The sequence below is a fragment of the Delftia sp. SD018 genome, assembly GCF_017355445.1.
Taxonomy (GTDB): Bacteria; Pseudomonadota; Gammaproteobacteria; order Burkholderiales; family Burkholderiaceae_C; genus Comamonas; species Comamonas acidovorans.
Genome location: NZ_JADDRN010000002.1, coordinates 241,496 through 258,486 on the forward strand (window position 1 = coordinate 241,496; position 16,991 = coordinate 258,486).

12 protein-coding genes are annotated in these 16,991 nt (G+C 71.1%); 8 read left to right on the forward strand and 4 right to left on the reverse strand.

Annotation, left to right across the window (positions count from 1 at the left end; all coding sequences use genetic code 11):
* The first annotated feature begins 24 nt into the window (after positions 1-24).
* Genes hutI through hutG form a run of 5 tightly spaced genes read left to right on the forward strand, consistent with a single transcriptional unit; the run spans position 25 to position 6,136 of the window.
* Positions 25-1,320 (forward strand): imidazolonepropionase, encoded by a 1,296-nt coding sequence (gene hutI / locus INR38_RS04145; RefSeq protein ID WP_207442527.1) that lies wholly within the window; start codon positions 25-27, stop codon positions 1,318-1,320.
* Between the two features lie 10 nt (positions 1,321-1,330).
* The gene (locus tag INR38_RS04150; protein ID WP_207442528.1) at positions 1,331-2,719 is read left to right on the forward strand and encodes an FAD-binding oxidoreductase; all 1,389 of its coding nucleotides are present in this window, start codon (positions 1,331-1,333) and stop codon (positions 2,717-2,719) included.
* Complete coding sequence (locus INR38_RS04155; protein ID WP_207442529.1) at positions 2,716-3,861, forward strand: histidinol-phosphate transaminase; 1,146 nt, start codon at positions 2,716-2,718, stop codon at positions 3,859-3,861. The genes INR38_RS04150 and INR38_RS04155 overlap by 4 nt, the downstream gene beginning before the upstream one ends.
* Positions 3,858-5,258: a formimidoylglutamate deiminase gene (locus INR38_RS04160; protein ID WP_207442530.1), complete on the forward strand. Its 1,401-nt coding sequence runs from the start codon at positions 3,858-3,860 to the stop codon at positions 5,256-5,258. Before INR38_RS04155 ends, INR38_RS04160 begins: the two co-directional genes overlap by 4 nt.
* Positions 5,259-5,272: 14 nt before the next feature.
* On the forward strand, positions 5,273-6,136 hold the full coding sequence (gene hutG / locus INR38_RS04165) for an N-formylglutamate deformylase (protein WP_207442549.1): 864 nt from the start codon (positions 5,273-5,275) through the stop codon (positions 6,134-6,136).
* Here hutG and soxR read toward each other — a convergent pair whose 3' ends face one another.
* The gene (soxR, locus tag INR38_RS04170) at positions 6,137-6,640 is read right to left on the reverse strand and encodes a redox-sensitive transcriptional activator SoxR (protein WP_012202096.1); all 504 of its coding nucleotides are present in this window, start codon (positions 6,638-6,640) and stop codon (positions 6,137-6,139) included.
* A gap of 223 nt (positions 6,641-6,863) precedes the next feature.
* Between soxR and INR38_RS04175 the strand changes: the two genes are divergently transcribed.
* On the forward strand, positions 6,864-7,247 hold the full coding sequence (locus INR38_RS04175; protein ID WP_013800052.1) for a hypothetical protein: 384 nt from the start codon (positions 6,864-6,866) through the stop codon (positions 7,245-7,247).
* 31 nt (positions 7,248-7,278) lie between these two features.
* A complete protein-coding gene (locus INR38_RS04180) occupies positions 7,279-8,112 on the forward strand; it encodes a helix-turn-helix transcriptional regulator (protein WP_207442531.1) in 834 nt (277 codons plus the stop codon).
* A 23-nt stretch (positions 8,113-8,135) separates the two neighbouring features.
* Here the strand turns inward: INR38_RS04180 and INR38_RS04185 are convergent, their stop codons facing one another.
* The 3 genes from INR38_RS04185 to INR38_RS04195 all read right to left on the reverse strand — a co-directional run bounded on the left by INR38_RS04185 (position 8,136) and on the right by INR38_RS04195 (position 15,322).
* Positions 8,136-10,112, reverse strand: coding sequence for a reverse transcriptase family protein (locus tag INR38_RS04185; RefSeq protein WP_207442532.1), 1,977 nt, complete (start codon positions 10,110-10,112; stop codon positions 8,136-8,138).
* Between the two features lie 307 nt (positions 10,113-10,419).
* Positions 10,420-12,147: an SWIM zinc finger family protein gene (locus INR38_RS04190; protein ID WP_207442533.1), complete on the reverse strand. Its 1,728-nt coding sequence runs from the start codon at positions 12,145-12,147 to the stop codon at positions 10,420-10,422.
* Between the two features lie 31 nt (positions 12,148-12,178).
* Positions 12,179-15,322, reverse strand: coding sequence for a hypothetical protein (locus tag INR38_RS04195; protein WP_207442534.1), 3,144 nt, complete (start codon positions 15,320-15,322; stop codon positions 12,179-12,181).
* Between the two features lie 449 nt (positions 15,323-15,771).
* Between INR38_RS04195 and INR38_RS04200 the strand changes: the two genes are divergently transcribed.
* A complete protein-coding gene (locus tag INR38_RS04200) occupies positions 15,772-16,986 on the forward strand; it encodes an efflux RND transporter periplasmic adaptor subunit (RefSeq protein WP_207442535.1) in 1,215 nt (404 codons plus the stop codon).
* The last annotated feature ends 5 nt before the right edge of the window (positions 16,987-16,991 follow it).

Consider the following 16,991-nt stretch of genomic DNA (forward strand, 5'->3'; position numbering starts at 1 on the left):
CACGACATCCAAGGAATCCCCCCCATGACCGAGCCCCACGCACCCGCTTCTGCATCCGCTTGCGCACTCGCTCCATCCTCTTCGGCCGACGGCTGCTGGCAGAACCTGCGCCTGGCGCCTGACATGTTCGAGGCCGGCCAGGCCGTGGGTGACGGGGAGGATGCCTGCATCGTGGTGCAGCAGGGCCGCGTGGCCTGGGTGGGGCCGCAGCAGGCCCTGCCGCCCGCATATGCGGCCCTGACGCGCCATGACGGCCAGGGCATGCTGGCCACGCCGGGCCTGGTCGATTGCCACACCCACCTGGTCTATGGCGGCGAGCGCGCCAACGAATTCGCCATGCGCCTGGACGGCGCCAGCTACGAGGAAGTGGCACGCGCCGGCGGCGGCATCGTCTCCAGCGTGCGTGCCACGCGCGAGGCCAGCGAGGACGAGCTGTTCGCCCAGGCCCTGCCGCGCCTGCAGCAGCTGCTGGACGAGGGCGTCTGCGCCATCGAGATCAAGTCGGGCTACGGCCTGGCGCTGGAGCACGAGCGCAAGCAGCTGCGCGTGGCCCGGCGCCTGGGCCAGGCCCTGGGCGTGACCGTGCGCACCACCTTCCTGGGCGCGCATGCGCTGCCGCCCGAGTACGCAGGGCGCAGCCAGGACTACATCGACCTGGTCGCCGGCACCATGCTGCCCGCACTGGCGGCCGAGGGCCTGGTCGATGCGGTCGATGTGTTCTGCGAGCGCATCGCCTTCTCGCTGGCCGAGACCGAGCAGGTCTTCCAGGCCGCACGCCGCCTGGGCCTGCCCGTCAAGCTGCATGCCGAGCAGCTGTCGAACATGGAGGGGGCGGCCCTCGCGGCCCGCTATGGCGCGCTGTCGTGCGACCACATCGAGCACCTGTCCGAATCCGGCATCACCGCCATGCGCGGCGCGGGTTCCGTGGCCGTGCTGCTGCCCGGCGCCTACTACACGCTGCGGGACACCCACATGCCGCCCATCGCGGGCCTGCGCGCCGCGGGCGTTCCCATGGCCGTCTCTACCGATCACAATCCGGGCACCTCCCCCTGCCTGAGCCTTTTGCTCATGGCCAACATGGCCTGCACCCTGTTCCGGCTCACCGTGCCCGAGGCCCTGGCGGGCATCACCCGCCATGCCGCGCGCGCTCTGGGCCTGCAGGACGAGCATGGCCTGATCGCGGCCGGCCGTCCCGCCCACTTCGTGCTCTGGCCCGTGCGCCATGCGGCCGAGCTGGCCTACTGGTTCGGCAGCAAGCCTGACTGCACCATCGTGCGCCAGGGCCGCATCGTGCGGACCCGCGGGCAGGGGAGCCACTGAAAGCCTGCTCATGTCCCATGCACTGTTTCTCGATGAATTGATTTCCACCCTGGGCGCCGAAGTGGCGCAGCGCGGCGACGATGTGCCCGCGCGCTACCACACCGACTGGAGCGGAACGCCGCCCCAGCGCCCGCTGGCCCTGGTGCGCCCGCGCAGCACCGACGAGGTCAGCGCGCTCATGCGCCTGTGCACGGCCCACCGCGTGCCTGTCGTGCCCCAGGGCGGGCTCACGGGCCTGGCCGGCGCGGCCGTGCCCGTGGCGGGTGCCGTGGCCGTCTCCATGGAGCGCATGAACGCCATCGAGGACGTGAACGCGCGCACCGCGCTGATGACCGTGCAGGCCGGCGCCACGCTGCAGGCCGTGCAGGAGGCGGCCGTGGCCGCAGGCATGGTCTTCGGCGTGGACCTGGGCGCGCGCGGCAGCTGCCAGATCGGCGGCAACGTGGCCACCAATGCGGGCGGCAACGGCGTGCTGCAGCACGGCATGATGCGCGAGCAGGTGCTGGGCCTGGAGGTGGTGCTGGCCGACGGCACGGTGCTGCCCATGCTGCGCCCCATGCTCAAGAACAACACGGGCTACGACCTCAAGCAGTTCTTCATCGGCTCGGAGGGCACGCTGGGCATCGTCACGCGCGTGCTGCTGCGCCTGCGCCCCGCGCCCCAGGCCCGCGCCACGGCCCTGGTGGCCGTGCCGGACTTCGATGCGGCGCTGTCCGTGCTCGCGCGCATGCAATCGCGCTTTGGCAACGGCGTGGCGGCGTTCGAGCTGATGTGGGACAGCTTCATCCAGGCCTCCATCCGCTGGCAGAAGCTGCAGCCGCCGTTTGGCCAGGCGCATGCGCTGCTGGCCCTGATCGATGTGGACGGCAAGGACGAGGCCACGCTGCGCGCCGACGTGGAAGAGGCCCTGGGCGAGGCCATGGAGGCCGGCGAGGTGGCCGATGCCGTCATCGCCCAGTCCGTGGCCCAGGCGCGCCAGCTGTGGAAGCTGCGCGAGGCGCCGGCCGAGCTCAACACGAACATGCATCCGCCCGTCAACTTCGACGTCAGCCTGCCCCAGGCCGACATCGGCCGCTTCGCTGATGCCTGCCGCGCCGCGTTCGACGCGCGCTGGCCCGGCCACCACTCGCTGTTCTTCGGCCATGTGGGCGACGGCAACCTGCATGTCTCGGTGGACGGTGCCACCGCCAACGGCGACTGCGAAGGCGTCGAGGCCGCGCTGTACCACCTGGTCGGCGAGTTCGGCGGCAGCGTCTCGGCCGAGCACGGCATCGGCCTGCACAAGAAGCCCTATCTCGGCGCCAGCCGCACGCCGGCCGAACTGGCCGTGATGCGCGCCATCAAGCAGGCGCTGGACCCCCTGCATCTGTTCAACCCCGGCAAGGTATTCGACCTATGAACGCTCCCGCCATCCACGCGATCCACACCCTGGCACGCCTCGAAGTGCCGCCGCTGCCTCCCTACAACGCAGGCCTGTCCTCCGAGGCCGTGCGGGCGCGCTACGGCGTCACCGAGATCGCGCGGCTGGCGAGCAACGAGAACCCCTTTGGCGCCAGCCCTGCCGTGGCCCGCGCCCTGGCCGACCTGGCCCTGCATGTGGGCATCTATCCCGATGCGCAATGCACGGCGCTGCGCGCGGCCATCGCGGCGCGCACCGGCGTGCCGGCCGAGGCCATTGCCGTGGGCAACGGTTCCGAGGACATCCTGCAGATGCTCTGCCAGGCCTTTCTCTCGCCCGGCGACCGCGTGCTCACCCAGCGCCCGGCCTTCGGCCTGCACGAGATCTACCCGCGCATGATGGGCGCCCGCGTCGAGCTGCTGGAGCTGACGCCCGCGCTGGGCTTCGACGTCGATGCCTGGTGCCAGGCGCTGGCGCGCGGCCCCAAGATCGCCATGCTGGCCAATCCCTCCAATCCCGTGGGCTGCATGTTCAGCGCCGGCGATTTCGCGCGCCTGCTGGACGCCACGCCGCCGCAGACCCTGCTGGTGGTGGACGAGGCCTACTACGAGTACGCCCTGCACGCCGACGGCTACCCCGACGTGCTGGCCCTGCTGCGCGGCCGCGCCATGCCCTGGATCGTGCTGCGCACCTTCTCCAAGGCCTGGGGCCTGGCAGGCCTGCGCGTGGGCTACGGCCTGGCCAGCGACGCGGCCCTGGTGCAACTGCTGGACCGCGTGCGCACGCCCTTCAACGTCAACCAGGCCGCCCAGGCGGCGGCGCTGGCGGCCTGGGGCGACGAGGACTTCATGCAGCGCGGCGTGGCCGAGACCGTGCGCCTGCGCGATGTGCTGGCGCAGCGGCTGGCCGCCCTGCCTGCACTGCCCGCACTTCGGATGGCGCCTTCGGCCGCCAACTTCCTGTTCATCGACATCGGCCGCCCCAACGGCCCCGTGAACGAGGCGCTGCTGGCCCGGGGCATCATCACCAAGCCCTGGAAGGAGCCGGGCTTCGAGCACTTCATCCGCGTCTCCGTGGGCACGGAGGCCGACAACGCTCGCTTCGTGCGCGCGCTGGCCGAGATCCTGGAGGCCGGGCAATGAGCGGCATCGACCCGACACCCGACAGCCGCACGCTGTTCGCCGAGCACGCGCTGCTGCCCACGGGCTGGGCGCGCAATGTGCTGCTGCGCTGGGATGGCGCAGGAAGCCTGCAGGCCGTACAGGCCGACGCCCCGCCCGGCAACGCGCCGCGCGCGCCCGGCCCCGTGCTGCCCGGCATGCCCAACCTGCACTCGCATGCCTTCCAGCGCGCCTTTGCGGGCCTGACCGAATACCGCGCCGAGGCCCAGGACAGCTTCTGGAGCTGGCGCGACCTCATGTACCGCTTTGCCGCGCGCATCACGCCCGAGTCGCTGGAGGCCATCGCCACCTGGCTGTACGTGGAGATGCTGGAGGCCGGCTACACCTCGGTCTGCGAATTCCATTACGTGCACCACGACCGGGATGGCCGGCCCTATGCCGACGACGCCACGCTGTCCCTGGCCCTGCTGCGCGCCGCGCGCAAGGCCGGCATGGGCATCACCCTGCTGCCCGTGCTCTACCAGACCAGCGGCTTCGGCGGCAAGCCGCCGCGCGCCGACCAGGCGCGCTTCATCCGCAGCACCGACAACATGCTGGCCCTGCTGCAGCGCCTGCTGCCCGAGGCCCGTGCCCAGGGCGCGGCCCTGGGCCTGGCGCCGCACTCGCTGCGCGCCGTGCCGCCCGACAGCCTGCGCGTGGCGGTGGAGGGCCTGTCGGCGCTGGACGCGCGCGCGCCCATCCACATTCACATTGCCGAGCAGACACAGGAGGTGGACGACTGCCTGGCCTGGAGCGGCCAGCGCCCCGTGCAATGGCTGCTGGAGCATGCCCCCGTGGACGCACGCTGGTGCTTGGTCCACGCCACCCACATGACGCCCGGTGAATACGCGGGCGCCGCGCGCAGCGGCGCCGTGGCCGGCATCTGCCCCACCACCGAAGCCAACCTGGGCGATGGCATCTTCGACATGCCGCAATGGCTGGGCCACGGCGGCGCCTGGGGCGTGGGCTCGGACAGCCATGCCTGCGTCAACGCGGCCGAGGAACTGCTGATGCTCGAATACAGCCAGCGCCTGTCGCTGCGCCAGCGCAACGTGCTGGCCGGCCCCGACCCGCAGGTGGGCACCGCGCTGTGGACCGCCGCCGTGCAGGGGGGTGCCCAGGCCGCAGGCCGCCCCGTGGCCGGGCTGGCCGTGGGCCAGCAGGCCGACTTCCTGGCGCTGGACGCAGGCCATGTGGCACTGGCCGGCCTGCCGGTGCAGGCCATGGTCTCGGCCCATGTCTTCGGCAGCCACCGCAGCAGCGCCCTGCACAGCCTCTGGGTGGGGGGCGAGCGCCGCGTGCAGGCCGGCCGCCATGCACTGCACGAGGCGGCAGCCCGCGGCTTTGTCGCGGCGCGCACGGCCACCCTGCAATCCTGAGGCCCATGCATGCCATGGGTTCGCACAACCCGCCAGAACCGCTCCAGAATCACACCATGACCGATACCGCTCCCCCTCCCTTCGTCTTCCACCAGGGCACGGCGCCGCTGCTGATCTCCATGCCGCATGCGGGCACCCATGTGCCGCCCGACATCGCCGCGCGCCTGACCGAGGAAGCCCGCCACGTGCCCGACACCGACTGGCACCTGCCGCGCCTGTACGAGTTCGCCAAGGCCATGGGTGCCTCCATCCTGGTGGCCACGCATTCGCGCTATGTGGTGGACCTGAACCGTCCGCCCGATGGCGCCAGCCTCTACCCGGGCCAGAGCGTCACCGGCCTGTGCCCCGTGGACACCTTCGACGACACGCTGCTGTACGCCGACCCGGCCGATGTGCCCGCGGACGCCGAGATCGCCGCGCGCCGCGAGGCCATCTGGGGCCCGTACCATGCACAGCTGCGCGCCGAGCTGGACCGCCTCAAGGCCGTGCACGGCACCGTGGCGCTGTGGGATGCGCACTCCATCCGCTCGGTGCTGCCGCGTTTCTTCGAAGGCAAGCTGCCCGACCTGAACCTGGGCACCGGCAAGGGCACAAGCTGCGCGCTGGAGCTGGCCGAGCATCTGCTGGCCATTGCGCAGACCGCGCCGGGCCACACCGCCATACTCAACGGCCGCTTCACGGGCGGCTACATCACGCGCCACTACGGCCAGCCCGAGGCCGGCATCCACGCCGTGCAGCTGGAGATGACGCAGTGCAGCTACATGCAGGAAGCCCTGCCCTTCGACTACCTGCCCGAGCGCGCCGAACAGATCCAGCCCACGCTGCAGCGCATGCTGCAGGCGGTGCTGGACTTCGTCACGACACGGCGCGTGTCCTGATCAGCCTTCGTCGTGGCAGTGGCCCGGGCAGGGCCCGCCCATGGCCACGGGCGGCGGGTCGCCCAGCCAGCGGCGCGGCCCCGGGCCGTTCTGTGCGCACAGGTCGCCGGGGTTGTGCAGCACGCAGTGGCGCAGCGACAGGCAACCGCAGCCAATGCACTGGTCCAGGCTCTCGCTGAGCCGCTGCAGCTCGCCTATGCGGTCGTCCAGCCGCTGCTTCCAGACCCGCGACATCTTCTGCCAGTCCCCGCCCGTGGGGACATGGCGGCTGGGCAGCTTGGCCAGCTGCTCGGCGATCTCCTCCAGCGTGAAGCCGATGCGCTGGGCGAACACCACGAAGGCGATGCGCCGCAGCGACGAGCGGTGGTAGCGCCGGTGGCCGCTGGCGCTGCGCACGGACTCGATCAGGTTCAGCGACTCGTAAAAGCGCAGCGCCGAGGCCTTGACCCCGCTGCGCTGCGCCACGTCGCCGATGCTGAGCAGCGGATCATCCTCGGTTTTCATGGTGGCTTTCCTTTGTGGCTTGACTTCAAGTTCACTTGAACTCGAAGAATGCGGCCATTCTGAGCGAAAGCGCAGGAACAGGGCAACCGGGTCTGTACCGCCCATGCGAGCGTCCTGGCCGGACTGCGAAATTCTTTGGCTGAGTGCTGCAATGACGCAGCTGCCGTTCATTCATACAGTAATGGGTCTCATTTGTATTGAATGGCATCGGCCGGAGGTTTCCATGTACATCGACAGCAGCAGCTTTCCCCTGGTCCGCATGGGCTACGAGCGCGACAAGGCCGTGCCCGTGGACCGCTTGCTGGAGGACTTCTCGGCCCTGCTGGCCCGCGGCCAGGCCTTTGTCTTCTTCAGCGACGGCGACATGTCCCAGGAGGAGCGCTCGCCCGAGGAGCGCAAGCAGGTCGTGCTGTGGATGAAGGCCCGCCGCCCCGAGCTCAAAAGCCTGGTGCGCGCCCTGGTCCACGCCGAGCCCGATGCGCAAAAGCGCGCCGAGGCCGAGGCCTTCGCACAGATGTTCGGCAAGGCCTGGGGCTATCCCATGCTGCTGGTGGCCTCTCCCGAGGAGGCGCAGCAGCGTGCACGGGAGCTGCTCGGGTCCGATTGATGACCGATTGACATGAACTGAGAGAAACACCATGAATGCCGTGGATTCAGCCCTGCTCAAAGTCCTGCCCGAGAGGTGGGACCCCGACCATGTGGACCGTCCCGTGATCGTCCTGCCCATGCGGTCGGGCCCCGGCGACTGGGGGATGAACTTCCATGCCCACCGCAAGAGCCAGCTCATGGTCACCCATGCGGGGCTGATCACGCTGGAGACCGATGCGGGCGTCTGCGTGGTGCCGCCGCGCAGCGCCGCCTGGATTCCGGGCGGCACGCTGCACCGCGTCAGCTGCAGCGGTGCGGCCAGCGGCTACGTGGTCTTTGTCGAGGCAGGGGCCGTGCGCCCCGTGCCCGGACCCTGCCATGCGCTGGCCGTCTCGCCCTTTCTCAGTGCGCTGCTGCACCGCGTGCAGGGCCTGCCGCAGGACTACGAGCCCGACAGCGGCGATGGCCGGCTCATGCAGGTGCTGCTCGACGAGATCCAGGCGGCGCAGCCCGAAGGACTGCACCTGCCCCTGCCGCACGACCGGCGCCTGCGCCGCATGACCAACGCCCTGTGCGAGCAGCCGCAGCTGCAGGCACGGCTGGCCGACTGGGCCCAGCGCATCGGCATGAGCGAGCGCAGCATGACGCGGCTGTTCCTGGCCGAGACCGGGCTTACGGTCAACCAGTGGCGCCGCCAGCTGCATGTGCTCACCGCACTGCAAAAGCTGTCCGAGGGACTGCGCATACAGACTGTGGCAGATGCCCTGGGCTACGAGAGCGCACCCGCCTTCGTGACCATGTTCCGCAAGGCGGTGGGCACCTCGCCGCGCCGCTTCCTGGCGCTGCGCAGCGCACCCGTGGCGGGCGGCGGCGCAGGCCTCTGAGGCCTGCGGCGGCCCCGCGAACATCACGACAGCCGCAGCCCCAGGCCCAGCAGCACGGCTACCACCATCGCAGCGGCAAAGACATCCCAGCGCCGTATGCGCCGGTAGCGCAGGAGCAGGACCAGCACGATGCCGATCAGCGTGATCAGGCGCGCCTGGAACACCGTGCCCAGCAAGAAGCAGATCACGATCTGCGCCCAGTAGGTCAGCAGGCCGGGCATCGGCGATGGGCCGGGGGCCTGGGCGTCGGGGCTCGGCGCCTGTGCGGGCTGCTGCTGCGGCGTGTCCACGGCCGGCCGTGCGGCCGCAGCTGCCTGGGCGCGCGCGGCCTCGCGCTCTTGCAGCCGCTGTTCGCGCCGCTGCTGGTCGGTCTGCTCGATCACGGGTGCCGCCGGCTCGGCCGGCTGCCACCACGTCTTGCCGCTGGCCAGCGCAGGCGCCTGCCCGCTGGAGGCCAGACGCCGGAACTGTGCGCTTGCGGGCGGCTGCGCACGCGCCGCCGCGCGGTCCTGCCGGCTGGCCTGCAGCAGGGCATCGTTGGCGCGATCGATGGGGCTGCGCGTGAGCTGGCGGGCCTGGCCCAGCAGCGGGCCGCCCTGCACGGGGTCGACCTGGTACACGAACTGCGCCAGTCCCAGCAATTGCGAGGGCTGGGCTGCCTGTCCCTGCCAGTGCGCCGGCTTGCCGGCGCTGGCCTGCGTGGCGCGGTGCAGGGCGGCGCGCAGGCGCCTGCGCGTCTCGCGCGATACGCCGGGCTTGTCCGCGTTCACCACCAGCCCCGTGACCTCCTGGCGGCGGCCCTTGCGCATCACGCGCTCCTTGTCGGGGTGGGGCGTGAAGCCTTCGTCGCGCAGTATCCAGCGCACGCGGCCCAGCAGCCGGCCCACGTTGTCGCGCGCGGCCTCGCCCGAGGCCGAGAAGGTCAGGTCGTCCGCATAGCGCGTGTACACAAAGCCCAGCTGCCTGGCCAGGCCCAGCAGGCGCCGGTCCAGGCGGCGGCACAGCAGGTTGGTGAGCATGGGGCTGGTGGGCGCGCCCTGGGGCAGCACGCGCTCGCGCGCCTTGCCGCCGACGAAGAGCTTCTCGCCATCCACCTGCCAGGCCTGGGCGCGGTTTTCGCTGCACAGCAGGGCCAGGAGGGTGGCCATGGCCTCGCCATAGCCCAGATGACGGAACACGCCCTTGATGCGGCCGAAGGCAATGCTGGGAAAGAAGTCCTTCACGTCCAGGTTGATGACCACGTCGTGGCCCGCATGCGGCGCGGCATTGCTCACGATGGAGCGGCCGGCCAGGAAGCCGTGCGCGGCATCGTGCGCGGGCACCTTGGCGAGGATGTTGTCCAGCACCCAGTACTGCGCGCGCTTGAGGCGCGGCATGGGAGCGGAGATCAGCCGCTCGCCGCCGGTCTTCTTGGGCAGGGTGAACGAGTGGTAGTGGTGGGTGCGGGCCACCTCGCGGTGAAAGCCCAGGAAACGCAGCTCGGCCACGGTGATGCCCATGGCATCGGCCAGTTGCGCCGCATCGGCAAGTTCCGGCAGGCCATGCCGGGCCAGCCTTTGCGGGTCGACCTGCCGGCGTTCCCCGGCAGCAGGCGGTGCCTCACCGGCCTGCGGCCCCTGCAGGGCAGCGGAGACGCCGGGGCCCAGATAGCCCACGTGCGTGGCCCGCTTCGCATGCCAGGCCAGCGCCTTGTCGTGGCGCTCCTGGGCCTGGCGGCGTTTGGTTTCCTCGCGCTGGGCCAGCGCCTTTTGCATGCGCTCCTTGCGCATCTGGCGCAGTGCGCGCTCGGGGTTCTGGCGCACGGCGATCTGCTGGCGCAGCTCGGCCAGCTCGCGCTGCAGCTCGCCTTCGCGCTGGATGTGGGCTGCGGCCAGCTGCGGCTGTCCCTCGCCCTTGGGCCAGAAGCCCAGGCGCTGCATCTCGTCGAGGATGACTTCCTGTTTGCTAGAGGCCTTGATGCGCTCGTAGATCTCGGCGCGTGTGGGTTGCGGCTGGCTCATGCGGCCACCCCGGCAAGGCGGGCCCGGCCGCTGTGCGGCGGGCAAAGAAATGGAGCGACGCGCTTCTCGTCGAAGAGCCCGCAGGGCTCACGGGACGGGAGCTGTTCGCTCGACGCCACCCCGCGACGGTATGCGTGTTTCGCTTGTGGCAAGCCACTCAGGAAAACGCATACCGTCGCTGGGGTGGCACAGTGAAAACGGCGCCCGTGGTGCATGAAACGGCAGTTCACAAGGGTGGCGAAACACCACCCGGATTGCAAGAGCCTGCGCGTCGCTCCGCGTGGCAGTGTAGAGCAATTGAGGCGGTTCACGCGATTTCTCCTTGTCCTGCGGCCTTCATCTGCGGGCCGGTCGGCTGGCGGGCGGCATCGAGCTGGGGCTGCGCCACCAGGCGCAGCGCAATCATGTGCTCGCAGGGCCCCTGGCGCAGCCGGTACTGCTGGTAGTGGTTGCAGCTGCAGCGCGCATCGGTCAGGCGCTCGTCGGCATCGAGTTCGAGCTGGGTGTCGAACAGGCGCTTGCCGTCGGCGCGCGGGATCTGGCCGGTGATGCGGCTGAACCCGTCCTTGCGGTCGATGCGCGGCGGGGCAATGGCCTTGCCGCGCACCAGGGCCAGCGCCTTGTCCTCCTCGGGGTTGGCGGGCTGCAATTGCTGCGCCGTCAGCGGCTCGCGCAGCAGTTCGCGCCAGGCGTAGCGCCCGGCGTCCAGGTCGTAGACCGCGCGCCCGGCCTGCATCCAGCGTGTCATGGCCGTGTGCACCTGGGCCGGGGCCAGACCCGTGGCCTGGGCCAGTTCCTGCGCGCCGGCCTGCCAGCACGACTGCAGCTGCCGGCCCACGGCCTCGACCTGCGCGGGCGTGACCTCGGCCTGCGGCGCCATCAGGTGAAAGCGTGCGCTGGCGGCCCAGTCGTTGGCACTCCAGCCCGACAGGCCCAGCGTGACCGTGACCAGGCCCAGCTCGATCACCCAGAAGCTGGGCATGCCGCTGCCCAGCAGGTGCACGCGCACGCGCGTGGCCTGGGAGATCAGCCGCTCCAGCGTGAGCAGGCGGCGGCGCCCCCACAGGCGGATGGTGCCGCCGCCCGTGCCCATGGCATCGCTGACGACGTGCGAGCGCCGGGTGGCCAGGCGCTCCTCCCAGGGCTCGAAGACCACGGTGGGCGGCTGTCCCGGCGCCAGCTCGAAGCGCAGCGCGCGCGGGCCGTGGCGCTCGCGCCGGGCACGCAGCCGGGCGCAGATGTTGAACAGGTCCATGGGGTGCAGCTCCAGCACGGTGGCAGGCAGGGCCATGGCGCTGGAGACCTGCACGAAGCCGCGCAGCCAGCTGTCGGGCAGGTCGATCTTTTCCTCGCGCAGCGCGGGGTCGCCGCCCACCTGCACGGCAAAGCCGGCCGGGTCCAGCGTCAGCCGCGTGTCCCGGTAGTTGCGGATCTTCTGGAATTCTTCGTAGAGGCTGGCCGAGTAATCGATGTTGGTCGTGCCGCAGATGCGCTCGCCCGCATGCTCGAAGGCCTCGTGCCGGATGCTGACCGCGCAGTAGCTCGACTCGTCCTGGCTGAAGGCCTCGAACAGCAGCCGGTCCGGGTGCACGGTGATCACGGGGTCCAGCACATACCAGGCATCGCGGTTGGCCACGAACAGCCAGTCGAAGTACTTGCGCTGGGCCTTGTAGAAGGGGGAGAGCACCTGGTTGCGGGTCTCTCGCAGGTTCTTGAGTTCGGCGCTGATTTCCTTGGCGCGCGCCTGGGCGCCGCCGGTGTCGGCCATGAAGGTGGCCAGCATTTGCGCTTCGTGCTCCTGCAGCCATTCGCGGTAGGCCGTCTTGTCGCGGCCGCGCGTGCGCAGGTCGCTGACCACCACGCTGTGCAGCGCGGACAGCCCTTCGCGCACCTGCAGGTAGGCCGGGCCGTCGCGCCGGAGCAGGCCGTCGAAGCGCGTGGGTGGGCGCAGCAGGTCGGGCGCGAAGGAGAAGGCCTGCTCGGCCGCCGTGTCGTTGACCTGCGTGCTGCCGTAGTACTGATAGCGAAATTCCATGTCCGATCGACTCCGTGCCTTGTTGCGGCGCTCAGGTTGAAGACGGGGCCCGGCCGCGCCGCTCTGCCGCCAGGGGCTGCATGAAGCTTTGCGCCAGCTGGGGATGGCGCTGCACGATGTCGCGCAGCCCGGCCACATAGTCGGGCTGGTCGGCATGGCTGGCGCTGACCACCTGCCGCGCAAAGATGGCCGCCACCACGGCGGCGGTCTCGGGCGCCTGCACCTGGCTGCGCAGGAAATGCAGCACGCGCGTCTTGCTGGCGCGCGCGCGGTGCACCTGGCTGAGCACGGCCAGGAAGTAGGGCTGCAGCTCCTGCAGGCGCGCCGCGCGCTGCGGTGCGGGCTCGTCGGGCAGGGCGAGCAGCCATTGCGTGACGAACAGCTGCACGCTGGTGGCGGGGTGCTGGGCCAGGCGCGTGAGGAAGAGGCTGGCCTCGGGCGCGCTCATGTGCTGCGCGAGCCGCTGGCGGCCCAGAGCCTGCACCCAGGGCTGGGCGTGATCGACCCAGCCGAGCAGCAGCTGCGGCGACAGGGCGCCGTCCGGCAGCCGCTGGCCGAACATCTCGCGTGCGTACTGCTGCGTGTCGGCAAACAGGGCGTCGGCCAGCGGCAGCAGCTGTTCGGCCTGCTCGGGCAGGGTCCGGTCCATGGGGGTGAGCTGCGCATCGATGCTCTGGCGGCTCAACGCGCGCACGTCGGCATCGGCATGCCGGGCCAGCGTGGACCACTGGCGCAGCGTGTAGGCCTGCAGGTCCAGCGCCTTCAGGCCCCAGGCGCCGTAGCGCTGTGCGCCCTTGGCCTGCGCCTGCAGGGCGCGCCAGATGCCCGAGGCATCGCGGGCCGGGGCCACGGCGGCCAGCGGGCCGGTGAGCAGCCGCAGCGCCGCGTCGTGCACGCCTTCGGCCTTTTCCGCGCGGAACAGCACTTCGTGCAGGCGTTCGGCGATCTGGGCGTTGCAGCGCGTGTTGTAGACGAGGGTGCCGGCCAGGCGCTCGACCAGGGGCGCTGCCGCTGCACGCAAGGCGGCATGCGGTGATACGGCGAATTCGGCCAGCATGGCGGCCTGCTCGCACAGCAGGTCATCGGCCAGGCTGCCCATGAGCCGTATGCCGCAGGCCATGCGCGCAGGTTCCTCGGATTCCAGCAGCCCGCGCAACGCCGCCGGGGGCAGGGTCCGCAGGCCCTGCGGATGCGCCAGCAGCCAGGCGGTGGCCATCTCCACCAGCGCCGTCACCGAGTGCGCCAGCAGGTGGTGCAGCGGCGGGGCCGGGACGCTGGCGGCCTGCGCAGCCAGCGGGCCGTTGCCATCGAACAGCGCCTGCACGGCATCGCGGATATCGGCCAGCGCGGGGCTTTCGGCATCCAGCGTGGGCAGCGCCGCCAGCAAGGCCAGGGCCACGGCTGCACCATCGGCATAAAACAGCAGGGCCAGGCCCTGGGTGCGCGAGCTGGCAGCCGGTGACAGCAGCAGGGCGGCCACCAGTTCGGCATCGCGCGCGGCGCCTGCGCGGTCACGCGACAGCCAGGCACCCAGGTAGCTGGCGGCGGGCCCGTCGCCGCATTGCGCAAGCGCCAGCAGCCAGGGCCGGCGTGCCGCATCGTCGGTCAGCGAGACCATGCGCTGCTGCGCGATCTGAAGGCCCAGCGCAGCCGCTGGTGCATAGGTTTTGTGCAGCAGCGGCGCGGTGGCCGCTGCATCGAGGCCGTCCAGAAAGGCCTTCTGGTCCTGCAGGGCGCGCGTGAGCGACCACAGCAGCAGCGTGGACTGCGAACGGCCCACCAGTTGCAGCAGTTGCCCGGGGTGGGCATCCCACATGGCCGAAAGCCCTTCCACGCGCTGCGCGGGCAGCTGCTGCAGGTCCAGCGGCTCGTCGGTGTACCAGGTGTGGGCGCGGGCCGAGGCATGCAGTTGCGGCCAGCGTGGCAACAGCAGCCGGGCGGCGAGCAGCCAGCGCGATTCGGGCAGGCGGCCGGAGCGCGAGGCAGGCAGGCCCGCGCAGCAGCGGTCCATGGCCTGGAGCAGGGCTGCGGCATGGGCGGCGCTTTCGCTGTGGCCGGCCGAGGCCATGCGCCGCAGCTGGCGCCAGCCGCGCAGGCGCAGGTACAGCGAGGTGTCGCGGCTGAAGACGGCACCCTCGTCGCGCGGGCCATCGAAGCGCGCATGCAGCACGGCCAGCAGGGCGTGGTCGCGCCGCCACTCGGCACGCTTGTGGATGCGCCGCAGGGCCGGCCACCATGCGCGCGTGAAGGGGATGCGCTCCATCCAGGCCAGCAGCTGCTGGTGGACGGCGCCGTCGTGCGCGCCCAGCGCATCGGCCGCCAGCAGCGCCTGTGGCCCAAGTGCCTGGAAGAAGGCCTGTTCGGCCTGCGGTCCGTCCTCTTTCGGGCCGATTTCCTGCGGGGGGATCCCGGCCCACTGCGCCTGGTACTCCTGCAGCGCCGCCTGGCGCTCCTGCGGCTCCAGCAGGGCCAGCCAGGCCTGGTGCGCCAGATCGCGCGTGGCCTCGCTGGTGCCGCGTTGCGAGAGCGCCTGCAGGGCCACCGTTGCGCCGCCATCGCCCAGGCGCCCGATGAGGTAGGCCAGGCAGTAGTCGAGCAGATCGTCCCCGGTGCCCAGCAGCGCCACCAGGCGTGGAACCTGGGCATGCAGCAGGCGCTGGGCGGCGCCGCCGCGCGCGGGGTCCGCATACTCGGCCAGCCGCCACACCAGCCGGGCCTGCTGGCCCGAGGGCATCAGCCGCCAGGCGCTGCCGTCCAGGCGTTTGCACAGGGCGGAAATGGCGCCGGCCTGCAGGGCCGACTCCGGCAGGCCTGGCGGCACCGTGGCCTGTTCCCGGGCCGGGCTGGGGGAGGGCGCCGGGCCTGCTTCAGCATTCAGCTCCGCAAAGCCCTCATGGGACTGCAGCACATCGCCCGCGCCCAGGCGCTGGCGCAGGTAGGCCAGCGCGCGCTGGCGTGCAGGCTCCAGCGCCTGGGGCAAGGGGGTGAGCGTGCTGTCATCGACCTGCGCGACGACGCCGGCCTTCAATTGCGTGACCTGCAAGGTCACGACATGGCGCGCTGCGGTGGCCGTGGTGTCGCCGCCCGGCATCTCCAGGGCCAGCACCCTCACGGTGCTGATGCGTTCGTTGCGTCCCTGTGGCCGGGACAGTGTGGCGTGAGCAAGCAGATTCATGCGGCAGGCATCCAGTGCTTTTCCATGGAGGGTGTCGGCGTTCGTCGGCAGTAGTCGGCGGCTTTTGGCGGTACCTGGCGGTTCCTGGTGAAACCTGGCCGCCACCCTGGGTCAGATGGCCTTGCAGTGTAGTGGTGGCGTCCTGCAGGTGCGGCAACGCGCGTGTGTCCGTCTGTGCGCGCCTGTCCAGGTCTTCTCAGGTCGTTCCTGGTCAATTGCCGCTGCGCTTGTCCGATCCGGCCAGCAATGTCCCCGGCAAACCGTCCTCAATTTTCGTGGTGTCTTTGCGCGCGGATCTTGACTTCAAGTTCACTTGAACTTGAAGAATGCAACCCATTGTGAGCAACCGCCTGGAAGGCCTCCAGAGCCTGCGGTCCCGCCCCTTTTTCCGGCCCCGCCGCAGCCCCGGCAGCAGGGCCTTGCCCATCCCCCTCAAGGAGAGTCGATCCATGCCCGTTCTTCCCCCGCCGCCGTTGCGGCGTGCCCTGTTCGGAGGCGCCCTGGCGGCGCTGGCCCTGCTTGCCGGCTGCCGCCCGCAGGCCGTGGGCGATGCCCACGCCAGCGACGGCCCGCCGCCTGCGCCCGAGGTGCTGGTGAGCGAGGTCGTGCCGGCCAGCGTGCGTGTCTGGGACGAGTTCAACGGCCGCATCGATGCCGTGGAGTCGGTCCAACTGCGCCCGCGCGTGTCGGGCTATATCGAGCGCATTGCCTTCAGCGAGGGGCAGGAGGTCCGGAAGGGCCAGTTGCTGTTCGTGATCGACCAGCGGCCCTACCGCGCCGCCCTGGCCAGCGCCGAGGCCGAGCTGGAGCGCACGCGTGCAGGCGCCGCGCTGGCCCGCACCCAGGACCAGCGCGCCCGCCAGCTGGTGGCCGAGCATGCCGTCTCGCGCGAGGAAGCCGATACGCGCGCCGGCGCCCTGGCCCAGAGCGCCGCCCAGGTGCGTGCCGCCGAGGCCGCGCTGGCGGCAGCCCGGCTCAACCTGGATTTCACCGAGGTGCGCGCGCCGGTCTCCGGCCGCGCGGGCCGCGCCCTGCTCACCGTGGGCAACCTGGCCCAGGCCGACCAGAGCGTGCTGACCACCGTGGTTTCGCAGGACCCGGTGTATGTCTACTTCGATGCGGACGAGCACAGCTTCCTGCGGCAGCAGCAGGCCGCCAAGAACACCAAGGGGCGGCCCGGCGTGCAGCGGCCCGTGCGTGTGGGGCTGGCTGGCGACGAAGGCTTTCCGCATGCGGGCAGCCTGGACTTCACCGACAACCAGCTCAACGCAGGCACGGGCACGGTGCGCATGCGCGCCCGCCTGCCCAATCCCGACCGCCTGCTGACGCCGGGCCTGTTCGCGCGCGTGCAACTGCAAGACGCGCAGGGCGTGGGCGGCGAGCGGCAGACGCTGCTGATCGACGACAAGGCCGTGCTCACCGACCAGGACCGCAAGTACGTCTATGTGGTGGGCGAGGGCAACAAGGCCGAGCGCCGTGACCTGGAGCTGGGCCGCATGGTCGATGGCCGGCGCGTGGTGGACAAGGGGCTGGCGGCGGGCGACCGCCTGGTGGTCGGCGGCCTGCAGCGCATCTACTACCCCGGCATGCCGATCAGCCCCAAGCCTGCGCCCGGCGACGGGCAGGCGGCGGTGGCCAAGGCGCCGGCCGTGGCCGCGCAGTGAACCGG